At 52.7% G+C, this 17859-nt stretch carries 18 protein-coding genes; 6 read left to right on the top strand and 12 right to left on the bottom strand.

What is annotated here, in order from left to right; genetic code table 11:
- Positions 1-60: 60 nt before the first annotated feature.
- Both AYI87_RS09655 and AYI87_RS09650 read right to left on the bottom strand, forming a co-directional pair.
- Positions 61-498 (bottom strand): DUF2057 family protein, encoded by a 438-nt coding sequence (locus AYI87_RS09655; protein WP_144201604.1) that lies wholly within the window; start codon positions 496-498, stop codon positions 61-63.
- A 119-nt stretch (positions 499-617) separates the two neighbouring features.
- Positions 618-1109, bottom strand: coding sequence for a hypothetical protein (locus AYI87_RS09650; RefSeq protein ID WP_144201602.1), 492 nt, complete (start codon positions 1107-1109; stop codon positions 618-620).
- Between the two features lie 394 nt (positions 1110-1503).
- On the opposite strand from AYI87_RS09650, the gene AYI87_RS09645 reads away from it, so the two are divergent.
- A complete protein-coding gene (locus tag AYI87_RS09645; protein ID WP_144201600.1) occupies positions 1504-2067 on the top strand; it encodes a NapC/NirT family cytochrome c in 564 nt (187 codons plus the stop codon).
- A gap of 210 nt (positions 2068-2277) precedes the next feature.
- Here AYI87_RS09645 and AYI87_RS09640 read toward each other — a convergent pair whose 3' ends face one another.
- The 5 genes from AYI87_RS09640 to AYI87_RS09620 form a co-directional block, all read right to left on the bottom strand.
- Positions 2278-2748: a thioesterase domain-containing protein gene (locus AYI87_RS09640; RefSeq protein ID WP_144201598.1), complete on the bottom strand. Its 471-nt coding sequence runs from the start codon at positions 2746-2748 to the stop codon at positions 2278-2280.
- Between the two features lie 2 nt (positions 2749-2750).
- Positions 2751-3188, bottom strand: coding sequence for a D-aminoacyl-tRNA deacylase (gene dtd, locus AYI87_RS09635; RefSeq protein WP_144201596.1), 438 nt, complete (start codon positions 3186-3188; stop codon positions 2751-2753).
- 29 nt (positions 3189-3217) lie between these two features.
- Positions 3218-3781, bottom strand: a complete 564-nt coding sequence (locus AYI87_RS09630) for a hypothetical protein (protein WP_144201594.1) — start codon at positions 3779-3781, stop codon at positions 3218-3220.
- A 127-nt stretch (positions 3782-3908) separates the two neighbouring features.
- On the bottom strand, positions 3909-4859 hold the full coding sequence (locus AYI87_RS09625) for an alpha/beta fold hydrolase (protein WP_144201592.1): 951 nt from the start codon (positions 4857-4859) through the stop codon (positions 3909-3911).
- Positions 4856-5734 carry a virulence factor BrkB family protein gene (locus AYI87_RS09620; RefSeq protein WP_083764388.1) on the bottom strand — a complete coding sequence of 293 codons (879 nt, stop codon included), beginning with the start codon at positions 5732-5734 and terminating at the stop codon, positions 4856-4858. Before AYI87_RS09620 ends, AYI87_RS09625 begins: the two co-directional genes overlap by 4 nt.
- Before the next feature lie 134 nt (positions 5735-5868).
- Here AYI87_RS09620 and AYI87_RS09615 point away from each other — a divergent pair, with 134 nt between their 5' ends.
- The 4 genes from AYI87_RS09615 to AYI87_RS09600 all read left to right on the top strand — a co-directional run bounded on the left by AYI87_RS09615 (position 5869) and on the right by AYI87_RS09600 (position 9097).
- Entirely contained in the window at positions 5869-6090 is a 222-nt protein-coding gene (locus AYI87_RS09615; RefSeq protein ID WP_011867341.1) for a hypothetical protein, read from the top strand.
- A gap of 24 nt (positions 6091-6114) precedes the next feature.
- A complete protein-coding gene (locus AYI87_RS09610; RefSeq protein WP_144201590.1) occupies positions 6115-6765 on the top strand; it encodes a DUF2959 domain-containing protein in 651 nt (216 codons plus the stop codon).
- Between the two features lie 306 nt (positions 6766-7071).
- Positions 7072-7689, top strand: a complete 618-nt coding sequence (locus AYI87_RS09605) for a DUF4136 domain-containing protein (RefSeq protein ID WP_144201589.1) — start codon at positions 7072-7074, stop codon at positions 7687-7689.
- A 193-nt stretch (positions 7690-7882) separates the two neighbouring features.
- Positions 7883-9097, top strand: a complete 1215-nt coding sequence (locus tag AYI87_RS09600; protein WP_144201587.1) for a 4Fe-4S binding protein — start codon at positions 7883-7885, stop codon at positions 9095-9097.
- A gap of 492 nt (positions 9098-9589) precedes the next feature.
- Here the strand turns inward: AYI87_RS09600 and AYI87_RS09595 are convergent, their stop codons facing one another.
- Both AYI87_RS09595 and AYI87_RS09590 read right to left on the bottom strand, forming a co-directional pair.
- Positions 9590-11194, bottom strand: coding sequence for an RNA-directed DNA polymerase (locus AYI87_RS09595; protein WP_144201585.1), 1605 nt, complete (start codon positions 11192-11194; stop codon positions 9590-9592).
- A gap of 542 nt (positions 11195-11736) precedes the next feature.
- Complete coding sequence (locus tag AYI87_RS09590) at positions 11737-12513, bottom strand: AraC family transcriptional regulator (RefSeq protein ID WP_144201583.1); 777 nt, start codon at positions 12511-12513, stop codon at positions 11737-11739.
- 99 nt (positions 12514-12612) lie between these two features.
- On the opposite strand from AYI87_RS09590, the gene AYI87_RS09585 reads away from it, so the two are divergent.
- On the top strand, positions 12613-13755 hold the full coding sequence (locus AYI87_RS09585) for a multidrug effflux MFS transporter (RefSeq protein ID WP_144201581.1): 1143 nt from the start codon (positions 12613-12615) through the stop codon (positions 13753-13755).
- Here AYI87_RS09585 and AYI87_RS09580 read toward each other — a convergent pair.
- The 3 genes from AYI87_RS09580 to AYI87_RS09570 all read right to left on the bottom strand — a co-directional run bounded on the left by AYI87_RS09580 (position 13733) and on the right by AYI87_RS09570 (position 17837).
- A complete protein-coding gene (locus tag AYI87_RS09580) occupies positions 13733-14902 on the bottom strand; it encodes a BamA/TamA family outer membrane protein (protein ID WP_144201579.1) in 1170 nt (389 codons plus the stop codon). The genes AYI87_RS09585 and AYI87_RS09580 overlap by 23 nt on opposite strands.
- A 152-nt stretch (positions 14903-15054) precedes the next feature.
- The gene (locus AYI87_RS09575; RefSeq protein ID WP_144201577.1) at positions 15055-16698 is read right to left on the bottom strand and encodes a TrkA C-terminal domain-containing protein; all 1644 of its coding nucleotides are present in this window, start codon (positions 16696-16698) and stop codon (positions 15055-15057) included.
- 230 nt (positions 16699-16928) lie between these two features.
- The gene (locus tag AYI87_RS09570) at positions 16929-17837 is read right to left on the bottom strand and encodes a LysR family transcriptional regulator (RefSeq protein ID WP_144201574.1); all 909 of its coding nucleotides are present in this window, start codon (positions 17835-17837) and stop codon (positions 16929-16931) included.
- Between the last annotated feature and the right edge of the window lie 22 nt (positions 17838-17859).

Below are 17859 nucleotides of genomic sequence, written 5' to 3'. Positions count from 1 at the left end.
GATTGGGCCTTGATAAAACTCACATTTCCAGCAAGTCAAGGCCCTTCGCCTCAGGCATTCTTATTGTGCTAACCAGATCTTTTCCATCAGTTGTTGATGATTCATCAGGGTTAATTCCTGCTGTTGACCTGTTTGTGACACCAGGCGGGCCTTAGGCGCATTGACAAAGGCCTGGGCGTCCTGCTGAGTCACTATCTCGGGAAGCACCAGACGATAGGCATCGTCGCCTTTGACATCTAGGGCAAGATAGAGGGGCTCTGAGGTCACCCAGACGCCTGAATCGTCGGCGTTATCGGCAAAGATATCGCGATATACCAGCTCGACCAGTTGTTTACCCGCATCCAGGCTGAGCACGCTCTGCTCATGACCCAGTTGCACATCGGCGCCTTGTACCTGGAGTTCATCGGGTAGGGTCAGACTGGCGGCGCTGGCGGTGTTAACTAAAGTCAGGGCAACGAAGGCGGCAAATAGGCTGCTAAAGAAATGACGTGTTTTCATAATCGACTCCCATCAGGCACAGGCCTGACAAATTGGCTAATTCTTTGGCCACGCCAACTTGAGTTAACGGCGCGGCAGATTCATTGTTCGTGTGCGTTACGCAGGTTTAAGACGAACCATTAACCAATGGGAGGGGGAGATAGGGGAGTGAGATCGGCGGTCTGCAGCGACCAGCCAGAGATGACGATAGGACCAGACAGAGGCTGAATGGTCAAAGATGGTACGGCTGCGCTCAGGTTACCTAAGGTCGATGCGCAGTGGGTCATGCAATCACCAGGGCCCATGGCGGCGCACAGGGCCTCGCAGTCCACCAGCGAGCCATCGCCAGACATCTTGCAGGGCTTCCCCTGGTGGGACATCTGCATCCCAGTCTCATGCTTAGCTGAGGCTTGGGTTAAGGCTTGAGTTACGGCGTGAGTTGACGGCGCCATCTCAGGGTTCATCTTCTGAGCTAAGCGCATATCGCGCATATCGCCCTGGTCGAGAGCCATCTCCATAAGACCACCATGCATCAGTGACATGAGCGCGCTGGGCATAGCCATAGCTGGTGTCAGAATAAACTGACCCAGGAGGGCGATGATCAGTACAAACTTGCCAAGGATAGCTGCCATATAAGAGATAAAATTCTCGTAAATTGAACCGGGATTACCTTGATAGACAGACGTCTCATAAAAAGGTTCACCGCCAATTAAATTATTTTCCGGCTTCGCGAACAATCGTCATATTAGCGATAGATAATTACCCTCGAAAATCCAACAAAATCATTACGAAATAGTAAAATTCCCGACAAACTTGTCATGTCATGGTCTTTGCTATAACTTTAGTAAATGCGCATATATTATGAGCAATTTCATAAAATCTTGCTTAGGTAAGATAGAGTTAGAGCTAGCTCTCATTTTACGGTTTTAAAGCCAGATCAAGCGGCGTCTTCTGGTTATACTCTCAGCTACAGAGATGCATTAAATATAATAGATATAATAAACATATTATTTTGGAGATAGAGTGATGAACTGGCGTGCACTATTCAAACCTAGCGCGAAATACTCAATATTTGCCCTACTCGTGGTGGGTATTGTAGTCGGTGTTGTGGGCTACTTTGCGACACAACAAACTTTACATGCAACCAGTACAGATGCCTTCTGTATGTCTTGCCACAGCAATCACTCTCTGAGAGATGAAGTGATGGCGTCTGCTCACGGCGGCGGACGTGCAGGTGTGACTGTACAATGTCAAGACTGTCACTTGCCACACGGCCCAGTTGACTACCTGATCAAGAAGATCATCGTATCTAAAGATCTATACGGCTTCCTTACTATCGACGGCTTCAACACTCAAGAGTGGTTGGATGAAAACCGTAAAGAGCAAGCTGACCTGGCGCTGAAATACTTCCGCGCTAACGACAGCGCTAACTGTCAGCACTGTCACACTCGTATCTACGAGAACCAGCCTGAAACCATGAAGAAGATGGCGAAGAGAATGCACGCCAACAACTTCAAGAAAGAAGCTGACAAGCGTAAGACCTGTGTAGACTGTCACAAAGGCGTTGCACACGTTTATCCTAAGGGATAAGACTCTGCGCACCCTAGGGTGATTCGCGAAATAAAAAGCCTCACACTGTGAGGCTTTTTTTGTATATGGCGGTCAGCGTATTTATCCCGGAGGCCTAGCCCGCAAATCTAAGGTGGCCTGAAAGGGGCTTTGTATTCACCCCCTCACGTAAGAGTGTCTCTTACGCAACAGTCTCTTACGCGGCAGAATGATTAGCAGGCCTGCTCAGGATTAATCTACTTTCGGCAGACTCACATAGGTGCCTTGGAACTGGGCGCAGCACTGCTCGCCGCAATAGAGGGCCACCTCCAGCTTCACCTTGGCACGCTTCCCCCGACCCAGCACACTTAAGTCTGTTTCCGGCCAACTAACTCGCGCCTGGGGCGACTCTCCCACAGGCGCCAAATAACGAATGTCCGCCTGCCCAAGGACGATATCGCCCTCGACACCGGCTAAGCGCTGCTGCAGCCACACCATGCCCCAGCCGGTGAGCGTCATCAGGGTATAGATGCTGCCAGCAAACATGGTGTGATGCAGGTTGATGTTGGGCGCCAGCGGCGCGCTTACCCTCAGCGTCTGCGCCTGATAGGCTTCGGGCGCTATCTGCATGAAGGCACTGACGGGGATAGTCTGATGCCAGGTGCGCTGCAGCTCCCCGAGTAGTGCCTGTATCTGCTCTGGCTCTTCTGCCTTAGACATCATGATCACACCTGCAGATTAAAGGTGACCGGGCCATCGTTGATCAGGCTGACCTGCATGTCGGCGGCAAACTCGCCGGTCTGCACAGGCACTCCCTGGGCGGCGCAGTAATCTACAAATGCCTGATAGAGCTGCTTCGCCTGCTCCGGGGTACCGGCGCCAGAAAAACTCGGGCGCAGGCCACGGCCAGTATCGGCGGCCAGGGTAAACTGAGACACCACCAAGAGGCTGCCGCCCACCTGCTTGAGGTTAAGGTTCATCTTGCCGTCTTCATCGCTAAATACGCGATAGCTCATCACCTTAGTGGCGAGCTTCTCCATCTTGGCCTGGTCGTCTTCACGCTCCACGCCTAGCAATACCAGCAGGCCTTTGTCGATGGCGCCTATGGTTTGGCCATACACATCCACCTTGGCCTGTTTAACTCTCTGTATTAAGGCTATCACTGGCCTCTCGACTCCTATGCTTTTCTCAATTAATTCATCGGCATCACGGGAATGGGTTTGATCAGCTGCTCGGCGGTGTTAGGCAGCGCCTGACCCACACGCAGCAAGGCATCGTCGATCCAGATCAGGAAGCGGCGCAGCTCCTCCAGCTCCAGAGTATCGACGAAGGTCGCCGCGCCCTGTACCTGAACCACCTTGCCCTCCTCCCTCAGGGTGAACTTGGCGAAGTTGAGCTTATGGTTAAGGGTGCCGATGAGCACCATTAGCTCCTGAGTACCCACCAGCTTAGGGCTCACCGCGTAGAAACGGCTGGCCAGGATGCGATCTATCCCTTCTGGGTTCAGGCTCGGCTGCAACACAAACTGATGATCCCCCAGCTGTACGCCCACCTTGTTAGGCCCCACCTTCTTAGCCAGATAGTTCTTGTTGATCAGCGACACCAGCAGGGCATCGGCGGCCAGCTCGTCGCTCATGCCGCTAAAATAGACTCGCTCGGGCGCAGGCTGAGGCGTGCGCTCTGTCGCTAACACTTCAGTCACCAACACTTGGTTGCACACCAGTAGCGCCAACACGGCGGTTAATCTCTTCTTCATGATTCAGCTTCCTTTTAGCTATTAGCTTGGCTTACGCGACTCACTGTTTACTCACTATTTATTTCTTACTGCTTATTCTTTAAGGCTTATTACTACTCGCCACGCTAGGCGCAACGACATCAATAGATTAGGAACGGCCAGCGGCCAGATAACGCCCCATCTGAGTCACCGCCTCGGCGACCGCCCGGCACATCTTGTTGTCGGCGAGGGTATGATAGCCCCCCTTAACTAGACGTGACCTTAATAGCCTGGGGCCGTGGTTGTCGAGAAACTCATCCACCAGCCTTTGGGGGCAGACCCAGTCTAGCTCTCCCTGCAATATGATGGTCGGGCAGGTGAGATCCCCGCCCACCCGCTTCATCAGCTGATAACCACCGAAATAATCGTTGCGGGCATAATGCAGCTCCAACCTAGCCAACGCGCCCCCCTGCTCGGCCAGGGCCTCACTCAGCTCGAAACCGGGCACCGCCAGTGCCAGCTCCCAACTGAGCCAGCGCATCACGCAGTTGCGGCGCACCTCGGCGTCTCTATGATTAAAGCCATCGCTGAAATGACTAAACAGGCTATCGAGGGTATCGCCATGGCCAGCGGCAAACTGGCGATACTGGCTGGAGAAGATCTGCGCCGCGCCGCCACGACCATAGAGCCACTCCATTCCCTCGACAGAGGGAATAAACATGCCCCAATAGATCTGCGACAACACCCGCTCGGGATAGATACAGCTATAGAGGTAGCCCAGGGTCGCGCCGAAGGAGCCCCCCAGCAGACACCAGGCATCTATGCCCGCCCAGTGACGCACCCGTTCGATATCCTTCACCAGGCTGGGAAAGTCGTTGTTGGCCACCTCGCCGCAGGGCTTAGAGCGACCCGCCGCGCGCTGATCCAGCAGATAGATATGAAAGCTGCGGTCGATAAACAGCCTCAACTCCTGAGGGTTACAACCCGCCCCGGGCCCGCCATGAAGATAGAGCACAGGGATCCCCTGGGGATCACCATATTGCGCCAGAAACAGCTGGTGCCCCTCGCCGACATCGATCCAATCCTGACGGATCAGCGGATGCGACTTAGCGGGACTCACCTTTTATGCTCATCTAAGTGGATCTCCGACTCATCGTCCGCCAGCTCCTTGTTCACCAAGTCCATCAGACGCTTGTCGAGGTATTCTGGCATGGCGGCGGTGATCTCGGCGCCGATCAGCACGATAATCCAGGAGAGATACACCCACATAAACAGGATAGGGATGGTCGCCAGCGCGCCATAGATAGCCTCATAAGCGGGGAACTCGGTGAGATAAAGCGCAAAGCCCTTCTTACCCAGCTCAAACAGCAGAGCCGCCACGATGGCGCCCAGCAGGGCGTGGAAAAACTTCACCTTGGTATTGGGCACCACCATATAGATCAGCAGGAAGGTGGCCACAGAGAAGAACATGGGCAGGCGCTCAACCAAGAGGGGCACCACGCCGCTAAGATCTGTGCCGCTAAACAGCTTGAGCGACACCACATAAGAGGTGGCCACCAGGCTGGCGCCCATCAACACAGGGCCCAGGGTCAGTACCATCCAGTACATGGAGAAGGAGACCACCATGGGGCGCTTCTCCGTGGTGCGCCAGATGCCGTTGAGGGACTTGTCGATATTGGAGATCAGCAGAATAGCCACCACCACCAGGGCGCCGATACCCACGGCCGTGCCTTTGGAGGCGTTGGCGACAAACTCGTTGATATACATCTGCACGCTGTCGCCAGCAGAGGGGATAAAATTCTCGTAGATGAAGGTCTCGATATGGCTGCGTATCCCCTTAAACACGGGGAAGGCCGACAGCATAGACATGGTCACTGCCACCATAGGCACCAGAGAGAGTAAGGTAACGTAAGCCAGGTGACCCGCCCGCATATTTATCTGATCTTCCGTGATACGCTGTTTTAGATGTATCATGAATTGCCAGATACCCAGCATGATCGAACGAAGCAGGCTCACATCTATTTTATTTATCACGTTATTCTCTTGATTCAAGTAGGGTTAACTGCGTATCTTGGTACATTAAGATTACAAGTTTAAAGACACTAGATACAAGTGTAAGGAATAAATTGATGTCCCAACAAGGTTCGGCCGGCAACGTGATTGCCGCCATCGCAAGTTTCTTTTTCCCTGGCCTGGGCCAATTAGTACAAGGACGCATACTCGCGGCACTCCTCTTCTGTGTCGTCACCATAGTCGGCTACGCCCTGTGGTGGTTGATCGTCCCCGCCATCATAGGCGGTATCGCTCACCTGTGGAGCATCATAGACGCCGCTAAATTCAAGGCCGACTAACCGTCTAACAAGGAAATCGTCAGGATGAAAAAACTCATCACCGCAGCGGCCCTGGGTGCCGTCGTCATGCTCAGCGGCTGTCAGAGCGCCTACTATGGTGCCATGGAGAAGGTGGGCTACCATAAGCGCGACATCATGGTGGATCGCGTCAACGCCGCCAAGGAATCCCAGGAGGAGGCCCAGGCCCAATTTAGCTCGGCATTGGAAGAGATGCAGGCCCTGCTCAACCACGATGGTGGTGATCTGCAGAGCGCCTACGAGAAGGCTAGAGATGAATATGAGTCCTCACAGGAGGCCGCCGACGAGGTGAGCAGCCGTATCGACAAGGTAGAAGATGTGGCCGAGGCGCTGTTTGACGAGTGGCAAGCAGAGATTGGCGAGATCAGCAAGGCCAGCCTGCGCCGCAACAGCGAGACCAAGCTGCGCGAGACCCGTCGCTCCTACGAGCAGCTGGTACGCACCATGCGCCGCGCCGAGAGCAAGATGCCGCCCATCCTGACCGCCATGAAAGACAACATGCTCTACCTCAAGCATAATCTCAACGCCCAGGCCATAGGCGCCATCAAGGGCGAGTTTGCCAGCCTGCAGACGGATATCTCAAGCCTGATCAAAGAAATGAACAAATCGATTGCCGAGTCCAACCGCTTCATCGAGTCGATGGAAGGCAACAAGTAACGCCCTAAAGCCCTAACCCAGGTTAGGGCTTTTCTTTTACCGCATCGCGTCAGTTACATCGCTTCCCGTTTAGCCTTTCCCCTGGCTCACAACGGCCACTCCCGAAACGTGTCACCTATTTCAGCCAGTACTCGTTACGACAAGAAGCTGCCACAAGCACAAGAAGCTGCCGCCAAAGCTTATAGTTTAGGTTAAAGGTTCTACCATCCTACGTTTTCGGCACCGACATACAATGAGCTCATCGAAATAACAGGCCGCGATTAAACCGGTCAGTCAGCCTACAGTCAGCTAGATGAGGACACACCAATGTCAGCCAAACTATTCAAGATGTTAACCGCCGCCGGTATCGGCATCGCCATGATGACGGGCTGCAGCAGCCTACCCCACGAGATCGCCTCCGAGCAACTGAGCGATCAGCTCAACAAGCAGTATCAGAGCCTGACGGTGATGGCGGCTCAGACGGATCCCGACTCACGCAAGATAGTAGAAAGACAGTTAGCCGACGACCTGGGTCACCATCAGATCAGCGCAACTCCAAGCTTCGAGAGCCTGCCAGATACCGCCAAGATCACCGATGAGACGGCGCTAAAGGCCTACGCAGACAGCCAGGCCAACGAAGCGCTGCTGATCATCAGCGTCACCGACGCGGGCTACGACTACGGCTACGACGACTATCTGGAGACCCGCGGCTGGGTCTACATGCTCGGCGGCGAGCCGGGGGCCGGGACTCAACTTGGCTCACTCATCTCCTGGGCGGGTTCAGGCCAACATAAACTGCATGTACAGGTCTACGACAAGCAGGCCAAGCAGACCGTCTGGCAGGCCGATATAGATGCAAAAGATAGCGGCTCAGAGGTACAGAACATTCAGGCACTGACCCGCTTCATCGTCGACCAGATGCAGGCCCGCGCCATCATCCAGTAACCTCTCCCTTTGGCTGGCACTAAGTGTCAGCCTTTTTTATCCCCTCTTTTTTAACGCCATTTGGACCAAGATCACCTAAATTCACAGCCAATCAGGCTTTTTAGCGAGCCAGCGCACACAAGCGAAACCCTGTCAGAACTCTTCCCCGGCCCTTGACTCTCACCTATATCCGCCTCCTAACTGGTTATTGGCAATGAGTTTTATCGAATCCCTGACCCTGACACTGGCCCTGCTCTACAGCTGCAGCCTGCTCTATTGGAGCGGCAAACGCTGGGGCGCCGTGGTAAGCGCTGCCTCCCTACTGGGCGCGGCACTGGTCACCCTCTACTGGCCACTGTTTATCGCCTTGCTGCTCGCCGCCGGCGTGCTGGCCCTCGCCCACAGATACCAAGGCGATTTCGTCAAGGGGGAGGTGCGCGCTAACACGCTCAGGGAGGGGATACAGCACCTGCTGGCGCTCTCCATCTTGCTGGTTGGCATCCAGTACGCGGCCAACGCCGTCATGCTCAAGCTGGGCATCACCCCCTACCTGATGCGGCCCGACGTGGGTGACGCCTTCCTGCCCATCGCCGGCGCCATAGAACTTAAGGCGATCCTCACCCTAGGCATCTGGGATCAGAACCATCCGGCCGCCGCCGTGATGCTGACCGTAGTGATCCTCACGGGTTTGCTGTGTAAGCGCGCCTTCTGCGGCTGGGCCTGCCCCCTGGGGCTCGCCGGCGAATACCTGTATAAGCTGAGAAAGCGCTTCATCAAGCGTGAACTGCTGCCGCCCACCTGGCTCGACTGGCCACTGCGCATGCTCAAATACCTGCTACTGGCCGGTCTGCTCTACATAGTGCTCGGCATGCCTTCGGCGAGTATTCCTCACTATCTCGAGGGCAACTACCATAAGATAGCCGACCTTAAGATGGCGCTCTTCTTCGTCACCCCTGGCCTCATCACCCTGGCCTGCTTCGCCGTCATACTGCTGCTGGCCGCCTGGCGCCGCCAGGGCTTCTGCCGTTACATCTGTCCCTATGGCGCCCTGCTTGGCCTCACCAGCTTCTTGAGTCCGTTTAAGATCCGCCGTAGCACCCAGCACTGCCTCATCGAAACCAAGGGGATGAACTGCGACAAGTGTACCCGCGCCTGCCCGGCCAACATCAAGGTGCATCAACAAGGCACGGTACGCTCGGACGAATGCCAGGCCTGCATGCGCTGCGTCTCCGCCTGCCCTAAGCAGGAGGCGCTGCACTTCAGCACCCGCAACGGCATCAAGCTCTCCGCCCGTGGCCTCACCATCATGCTGTTACTGCTGCTGTTTATGATCCCGCTGATCGCCTATGTCGGGGGATTCTGGGTCAGCCAGACGCCGACCGAGATTAGGATGTATTTGATACAACATTTGGGGGCAATTGGGCATTAGGGCCTTGGAATAAAGGTGGGGTATTTTTGACTTAGCGTCTGGCGTGGTGGTGGTTAACAGGGAAGTAGAAGGTCGCACCTTCATTGCTACTTATCGCCTGCTGTGGGGTTAAAGTTTAGGTAATTGGTGCTTATTGAGTCAGTTTGAAGCCCTCACCTTCAACGCAACCTATCACCTGCGGTGGGCTTATGTGCAAACACAATTTTGGCACGCTGTGGATATATCCCTATACGCTCCACGGCGGCTTCCCTGCCGCCGAGGGCCAAAATCGTGTTTACACTAGGTATCTAACGTCTCTTCGATTTGGCAGCTTTCGGTATTAATATGAGTTCAAAAGGAACTTCTGGACGAGAGTTATATGAAACTCATGTCCCTATCTACACAATTCAAACTCACATGAATTAACACCTGAAACACTGACTTGGTGAAACTTAGTGATTTTTAACACGAGCGATAAAGTGTAACTTTACCAAGTTTTCGCCATTAGACTTATCAGGCTCTTTTACTAAAAGCATTTTGAATATTGTTCAAAAATACATCATCTTCAACAGACAAGATATTCTTGAAAAAGGGCCTTTTCTCACCTTCTGTTATATGTAAATCAACCATCCTGGCTATTTGCCTTTTTTCCCACATATCGGCTCTTGAGTAGTAGTCTCTTATCTCTAAAACTTCTCCCCGACTAACAAGCCCCTCTAACTGTTCCAAGACAGCCCGCCCAATATAGCTGCCTTCATTCCTACGAAGCTTTCTGAAGTAATCAAAAAGAAGCTCCTTATTTTCGAATCGGCCGGAACCAAAAAAGCGGACGATATAAACCAAAATGAACTCTGGAGCTTTGCCAGCATCGAGCCACTCGTTTAATAACAAAGAAATTTCATCTATCTGTTCTCTAGAAAAAACGTCTTCTCTCTTCGATATAGCATCTAAAGTATATGGGATGAACTGTGGGAACTTACTTAGCAACCTAACACTTTCAATCAAAACTATCGGATCTGATTGTGACACACCAAACTTTATCATCTGTACGAATTTTTTTGGCTCAATCACTATAGAATTTTGAATATCTTCAATAAGCTGCAATGTGTTTAGCTCACGAAGCTTTAACCCTTCACCTTCAGTAAGCTTCCTGAATTTTGTAGGAATTAGACCGGAATAGCCACGTATGATCTTTGGGATATTAAATTTTGTATTTAATGTAGTTTCGTCAAGAGATGGCGCTTCCTCAGGAACAACGTCTGAAGATTCCGATTCTTCCCCTCCGAAACCAGCGACATCCTTTATCTCGGTTTTACTTGTATTTATAAACAATCCTTCCTTGCTCAACCGATTGACCAATAAAGACAACCAATGGTGTGCCGTAGCAGCATCTTTCGCGAAAATCCGGTAATCATCAACAAACCGGCAAAAATCCACGTTCTGCGACAACAGATAATTGTCTACCTCGATTAAGGAAGCTTCAGCAAGTATTCGACTTGCATTTGATCCTACAGGTAAACCATATGAATCTCTGTTAGACCAAAACAGGAGGAGCTCGTTAATTTGATGAACGACCTTCTTTTCACAGCCTTTAATTGAAGCGAGAATACATTCTAACCTGTGAAGGTTTAGGCGATCATAGAAGTTTGAAATATCACAAGAAACAACAACATTGATATTTTTTTTCTTAGAGCATTTTGATACATGCTCACGAAAGGATGTGTAATTGTATCTAGGGTCAAAGAGATATCCTTTTTGAGGTGAAAACCTGTAAGAAAAAACCCTATTCTTACTTTTACTAACTCTTGCCTTCTCGATCTTGCTTGCCATCTGTAGCACTAAAGCAAGGTACTTCATTTCATCTAGAGGCTGTATGTGAGCACATTTTCTGAAGTCAAACAGCTCCTTCTTAGGTACCAACACATACGAAATAGGCGAAACCCTTAGAGATTTAAGGTTGTTTTCTTTGAAGGATGCCGAAATGTTTTGCTTTACTTGCTCTTCAACCTTGCCCTTTATCATTCCTAATTCAAACGGCCGAAGAAAGACCTCAACATCAGTTGTTCCTTCCTTCTTGATATTTTCAACAGCTAAGTTGATAGCCTCTGGAGTTTTCATAAACACCTTAAATGTTATTGACACCTAACGCTTATTAGCAATAAGCCGACTGTGTATATCATAAGCACCAACATTCAGCTTTAAAAGCACTGTAATTAGTTGAATTTTACATCAATTCATGACTAGTTTTTCAACACACATGTCACGTATTTCAAATACGGAAATAGCAAGCTTCTTTGACTACAAAAATAATGTTCAATCGAAGAGACGTTTGGATACGGGTGTAAGCGCGCTTTTGGCTCTCGGCGGCATGGACGCCGCCGTGAAGCCCACATGGATGTGCTTGTGGCGTGCCAAAAGAGTGCTTGCACATCCCCCGCCGGGCAGGCGCTAGGTTAACCATGCGGCCATGGTGTCAAATAACTCAGCTAAACAACTGTATGAGCCAGAAGCTCAATAGCTAAAATCCAGCACGTCACCGCCGGGCAGGCGATAGGTTAACCATACAGCCATGGTATTAATTCGTTCCGCTAAACAACCGTCTCAACCAGAAACTAAAATATAACATATTGAAATATGGTAATTTATAGTGGCCAACCCCCTCAGTATTTTGGCTGCAAATACTGCAGCGGCGTGCTGCCGGTGTGTTGCTTAAAGAAAGCGATGAAGGCGCTATCGCTGGAGAAGGCCAAACGGTAGGCGACGTCGTTCACCTGATGGCCGGTGGCGAGCAGGGCGATCGCCTGTTGCAGCCGCCACTGCTGACGCCAGTTTTGATAGGGCATTCCCGTCTGTCGGGTAAAGATACGGCTAATGGTCTTACTACTGGCGCCCAGTTGCTGCCCTAGCTGCTTGAGGGTCGGAACATGCCATGGGGCATGCTGAAGCTCGGCGAGCCAGGTTTGCAGGCGTCTATCGCTTGGCAAAGGTAACGCCTGGTAACTCTCCTTGGCCTGGGAAAGCTCCTCGAAGAACAGCTGATAGGTGTTCACCATAGCCGTCGCCGGTTTGTCCCAGGGCCAGAAGGCCATACGCTCCACCAGCGACTGCAACAGGGGATTCACTTCTAGGATCTGAATGCGATTGGTAATACTCCCCGTCAACTGCGGCGCAAAATAGAGGGAGCGGTAATCCACCACCCGATTCATCACCACGTTGTGACGGCAAGCCGGCGGGATCCAGGCGGCACGGGTGGGCGGCAACACACAGTGCAATCCGTCCAGTGTGATGGTCATGCAACCCTGAGGGGCATAGAGCAGCTGCGCCTTGGCATGACTATGCATGCCCGAATCGTGTTGTCCCAGGCGGGCAGCGATCCCCACCACCTCGGCCTCTAAGGCGTCGGGATCAAATTTACAGGACTCGTCAATAAACGCCATCTGTCCTCATTCCAACATTTATTGTCTTAATCATATTATTGGGACTATAGCAGAGGCCGTTAGACTGCACATCCTTTCGATGACCATGAGTCTAGCACCATGAAAACTACTCCCTCGATCCCCTTGATGGTGATCCTGATGATGTTTCCCCAGATAGTGGAAACCCTCTACAGCCCGGCACTGCCCCACATTGCCGCAGGCTTTGACGTACCTTTGGCCCTGGCGGGCCAAACGCTATCCATCTATTTCCTGGCCTTCGCCCTAGGCGTGGTGTGCTGGGGAATTCTATGCGACCAACTGGGCAGGCGCCGTACCATGCTGTTGGGGCTGGGGCTCTATGGCATCGCGGCCTTTGCCGCCCTTTGGGTGCCCAGTTTCCAATGGCTACTGACAATGCGAGCCCTCAGTGCCTTCGGTGCCGCCGTGGGTTCTGTGGTCACCCAAACCATGTTGAGGGACAGCTTCGACGGCACTGCGCTGGCCAAGGTGTTCGCTTATATGGGCATGGGGATCGCCATCAGCCCCGTCGTCGGTATGCTCTCTGGCGGACTACTGGCAAGTCTGGGCGGCTACCCGGCGGTATTCCTCACCCTGTCTCTGATGGCAGCGCTACTCTACACCGTCTGTCTGCTGCGCCTGCCCGAGACACGCCCGGCCACCAGTCAGCCTCTTCCTCTTTGGGCACTCATGAGGCGCCTGGCGACAGATGGCAATATTTGGCACAACGCCTTGCTGGTCGCGGGTTTCAATGTGTTGCTGTTTAGCTACTATCTACAGGGTCCATTTGTATTTCAACGTCTGGGATTGAGCACACAGGCCTTTGGCTATAGTGGCATCGCACTGGCAATCGGCACCCTGGTCGGCAGCGCGATCAACAAAACTTTACTGCAGCGGGGTGTTTCGCAGCCTCGATTGTTAAGACTAGCCAGCCTGCTGGCCTTAATCGGCGCTGTTGGGGTGTATCTTAGCGAGACCCATCTTGGCTTCCTGTTACCCATGGCATTGATCGTCGCCGCCTTTGGCATCGCTATTCCCAACATTCTCAGCCAAGCCTTAGTGGAGTATCGCGATCAGGCCGGGGCGGCCGGCGCCCTGTTCGGCCTACTCTACTACTTGCTTATCGCACTGGGGCTGGCCATGGTTAGCCTGGCCGAGCAGCTGGGCGGGCCGCTACTCATCACCAGCCTGCTACTCAGTCTGGTGATAGGGAGGAGAGGCCTTAGAACCCAGATCCAACCTTGAAATAGATGGCGTTGTCGTCTCCGCTTCTGGCCAAGTCTACCCCCATGTGGATGCCGTAGCGACGAGCGATCTGATAGCGAAAGCCCACACCGTAAGCATTGACCGAATCTTGGTTCTCATGGCTGCTGTCGTTAGCAGTCTGTCCATAGCCATAGAAGGCAGAAACGGTCCATCTGTGGTCGAAGTGATACATCAACTGAGACTGCACGGTAGCCACCCTGTCACCCTGATAGCGAAACGCCGACACGCCGCGCAGGTTAACAAAAGGCTTGGCGGTCGGGCTCAGTTCGCTGTCATCGCCATAGAGGGCGTCAAAGCTCGCCGCCGCCGCAAAGGTCCAGTGCTCGGACATAGGCACATAGACCTCGCCACTGACATTGAGGGTCTGATAATTAGTGTCGGAGCCAAGATGTTCATCGAACACCATATAATCGGCCGTGAGCTGATACCCCTGCTTGGGGAAAAACATATTATCCCGGGTATCGTATTCGGCGACCAGTCCCAAGCCTGAAGTGGTACTACTGTCGCCCAGGCGATGTTGAAAGATCCAATCCACCACAGGGTCTGATGATGAGACGCTAGACTCGCTCCAGATCTGCTTAACCCCCAACATCAAGGGCGTATCGGCAACCCTAAATTGCGCCTTCTGCAAGGCGAATACCGCCTTGGTCTGGGTGTCGAACTGAATGGCGTGCTCTGGAGGCAGCAGGCCCCCCAGACGGGTATAGATATCTAAGTTGGCATTGGCCACCCCGCCAACGACGGTATAGCGAATGCTGTCCTTCAGCCAGGAGTGGCGATGACCGGCAAACGCCAGCCAGGTACCATTTTCGGTACCTGCGGCGCCGACCAATGTCATGGCGGCGGGCATCAGCTGGGCACCACCGTCGATAGATTCACGGGCCTTTTGCATGCGCAGCGCCTTCTCCGCTTCTGTTTCATGCAGAAACAGGCCAACCAATCCGCCACCCACGCCAAGGGCGGGTTCGGTGATCACCATAGGAATAGGCAGAAAGCCATAGGCGTTCTCGGCTAGATGATGGCCGAGATCCAGCTGGCCATCCTTCTCATCGAAAAAATAGCTGCCATCGGCAACGGCTTGCGTCGATGCCAGCAGCATGGCGCAGAGGAGTATTTTCTTATTCATTGTGTCGACTCATTAAAATTTTTAAAGGAATTTGGTTAAGCATCGGCCTTCAGGGTCTAGCGCCGATTAGAGGGCGCCTAGCTGATAGCACTTAGCTGATAGCACTTAGTTGCTAGCACTTAGTTGATGGCACTTGACCAATCGCACTTAGGTCACAGCAGGTGCAGCACCGCATACACCAGCATCAACATCAGCGCACTCGAGGTAACGTAAGAAATCAGCAGCGCGTAGAGGGTGCCGTCGCGGGCTTGCTGTCGATAAAGCGCAGCGATCTCCAGGCCTGGATGCTGGCTATCAGCTCTCGTGAATTCGGCCGGTTGCTTGATGTTGAAGATCCGATAGGCGAGCGCAAATGAGAGCAGCTGAGAGAACAACACCAGGGCGCCGCCTATCACGACGACTCTGCTGCCACCCGCCTGCATGGCCTCAATCATATGCGGCCCAAAATAGAGGCCTGTCACCGCCGTAAACGCCAGCAGCGACAGATTGCGCAGATACTTGCTGGTATGCTGAGGCAAGCGCTCCAGTGGGTTGTTCTTGTGGCAAGCCCAGCCCACGGCAATCCCCGAGAGCAGGCTCGTCAGCCCCGTTCCGAAATAGAGATACAGGCCGCCGAGCTCCAGATGCCAGAGGCTGACGAGATAGGCCGCCACCAGGCCAAGCCCAAACAAGGCCTGGTTTCCCCCTTGGCGAGGCAATCCCGACTTCAACCCCTGTGTGACTGTCTGTATGTCACGGCTGCTACCCGTCAGCTGCAAGATGTCGCCGGACTTGAGCTCCAGCTCTGGAGTCACTTCCAGCGTCAGCTCGTCTCTAGAAACCGCAGTGATGCACACTTCTCTATGGGTGCGCTCGTTGAGCGCCATCTTCACCTGTTGCAGCGATCGGCCCACTAACGCCGGGGCATGGATCACTATGAGGCAGTTCTCTTCGCCGAGCTCTGCCGAGGCAGAGCTCGGAAGCTCTGTGCCAAGCAGGTTGTCGTCAAAGTAAAACAGGGCATTGTGACAACCCGTCACTGTGATGATATCGCCGGCCACAATCGGCTCATCCTTAGGGGGCTGCCCGCTGGTAGCGGCGCGCGACAGCTCAAAGATGATGTCCACAGAGGGGGCATTGAGTTGCGCCAAGGTTTTGCCCACCACAGTGCTGTCCACGTTCACCTTAAAGACGCGTCTGACTATGCTAGTTCGGGTATCGATAGCTTTGTGTATTCCGGCATAGGCCATGGCTCGTGGCATCGCCGCTGGTAGTAGCCAGGTCAACAACACCACTGGCACCAAGACACCTAAGATGACAGTGAGCATATAGCCTAAATTAACTTGGTTCTGGGCGACCTGCTTGGCCGCCTCATCCAAGCCGGGTAGCAGATCTATCAGCTCGCTGGCCTCGGAGATGATTTCCGGGTGCACAAAGCTACCCGCCGTCATGCCTATGACGAGGAAGATATTCAAGTCAAACAGCCAGCTGGCGATAGCCAGGGTGATTATGGCGATCATACTGATCGCCACACTCGCCAGGAGAATCGCTTTTCCGCGCAGCTTGAGGGTTTTGATGAGGTGATAACCTCCCTGGTACCCCACCAGATACATGAAGATGGCGAAAAATAGCCATCGAATGGAGGGCGTGATCTCGGCGCCCATCTGCCCTATGAGTATCCCCATCGCTAGGGTGCCGACTATGCTGCCCAGACGAAATCGCCCAAAGCCAATCTTGCCAACCAATAACCCTGAGACCAAAGCGATCAAAATGGGCAAGTAGGGAGATAAATGCAAAATGTCGTGTAGTGTTTCCATCGCCTGATCACTTCTAAATCAATAAGGGGTGAGATGCTTAAAGAGTCACATCCCGATTCCTGATTGATTTTATGCGCGGCGAATGAAGACCGATAATCACCGATGAAGGATGAAATCCTTCATAAATGACGAAAGACGACCCAAGCCACCGATTCGAAGCGGCGGCGAGTGTCGGCGATGGAGAAGATAAAGGAAGTAAAATTCAGGCCTTCGAATAACCAGGCAGCAAACTATCTGTGACCACTGTCGATAGATTTCAGGTAATCCTCGATGCACTTGGAGATCGTCTGTTTCACTATCAACACCTGCTTTGAGTGTTGACTCCAGAGTGACACGGGAACATGTATGGCCTCTTTAATCTGATCGGCTTTGATCTCGACGATATCATCGGAATAATACTCTGACAGAACTATGGTTCGAGGCAGTAACGCCCAGCCGAGTCCCTCTTGTACCAATCTGATAATCAAGGTCTGTTGATCGACCACCTCATATTGTGACGAGAAAATCACCCTACTGGCCATATCATCGTCGAGCATAGACTTAAGCACGAATTGCCGGGTCGACTTCATTGCCGTGATGGTTTCACTCGGCGGTAACTTTGCCAGTTCACTGTCTGCGCTGGTAAAAGGCACGAAGGTCATGCTACGCATCAACATAGAATCTATGCTGTTGATAACCTTCCCCTCAAACACATTCACCAGGCCAAAATGAATCGAACCATCTTGAATCCCTTTCTTGATATCTGCCTTAGAGCGCACCCAAAGATTCACCCCCATGGAAGGAAAATCTTCTGCCAAGGCCTTGCGAATGGCTGTTAGCACCTGCTGAGGAATGAAACTCGCATAGGCGATGGTCACAGACTCCAGCCCCCCATAAGATAGGCTTAAGGCCATGCGGTCGAAGGTGCGAGTCTGTTCTATGGCTTGTTTGGCATAATGATAGAGCAAGGTGGCATCTTGAGTAGGCTCAACCGTACGGCCGATTCGCTCGAACAGCGTGATGGCCAGCTGATCCTCTAAGTTAGTGATCACCTGGCCAATGGTGGTACGGTGTTTATCCAGTTTCACCGCCGCCTTACTGAAAGACTTAAGCTCATAAACGGTAACAAAAGCAAGAAGTTGTTCTAAGCTGAAGTTCATCAATCTACTCCCTTAAACGTCT

Source organism: Shewanella sp. KCT, assembly GCF_007636505.1.
GTDB lineage: Bacteria > Pseudomonadota > Gammaproteobacteria > Enterobacterales > Shewanellaceae > Shewanella > Shewanella halotolerans.
Note: the sequence above shows the minus strand (reverse complement) of the source record. Positions and strands in the feature narration are given on the sequence as shown.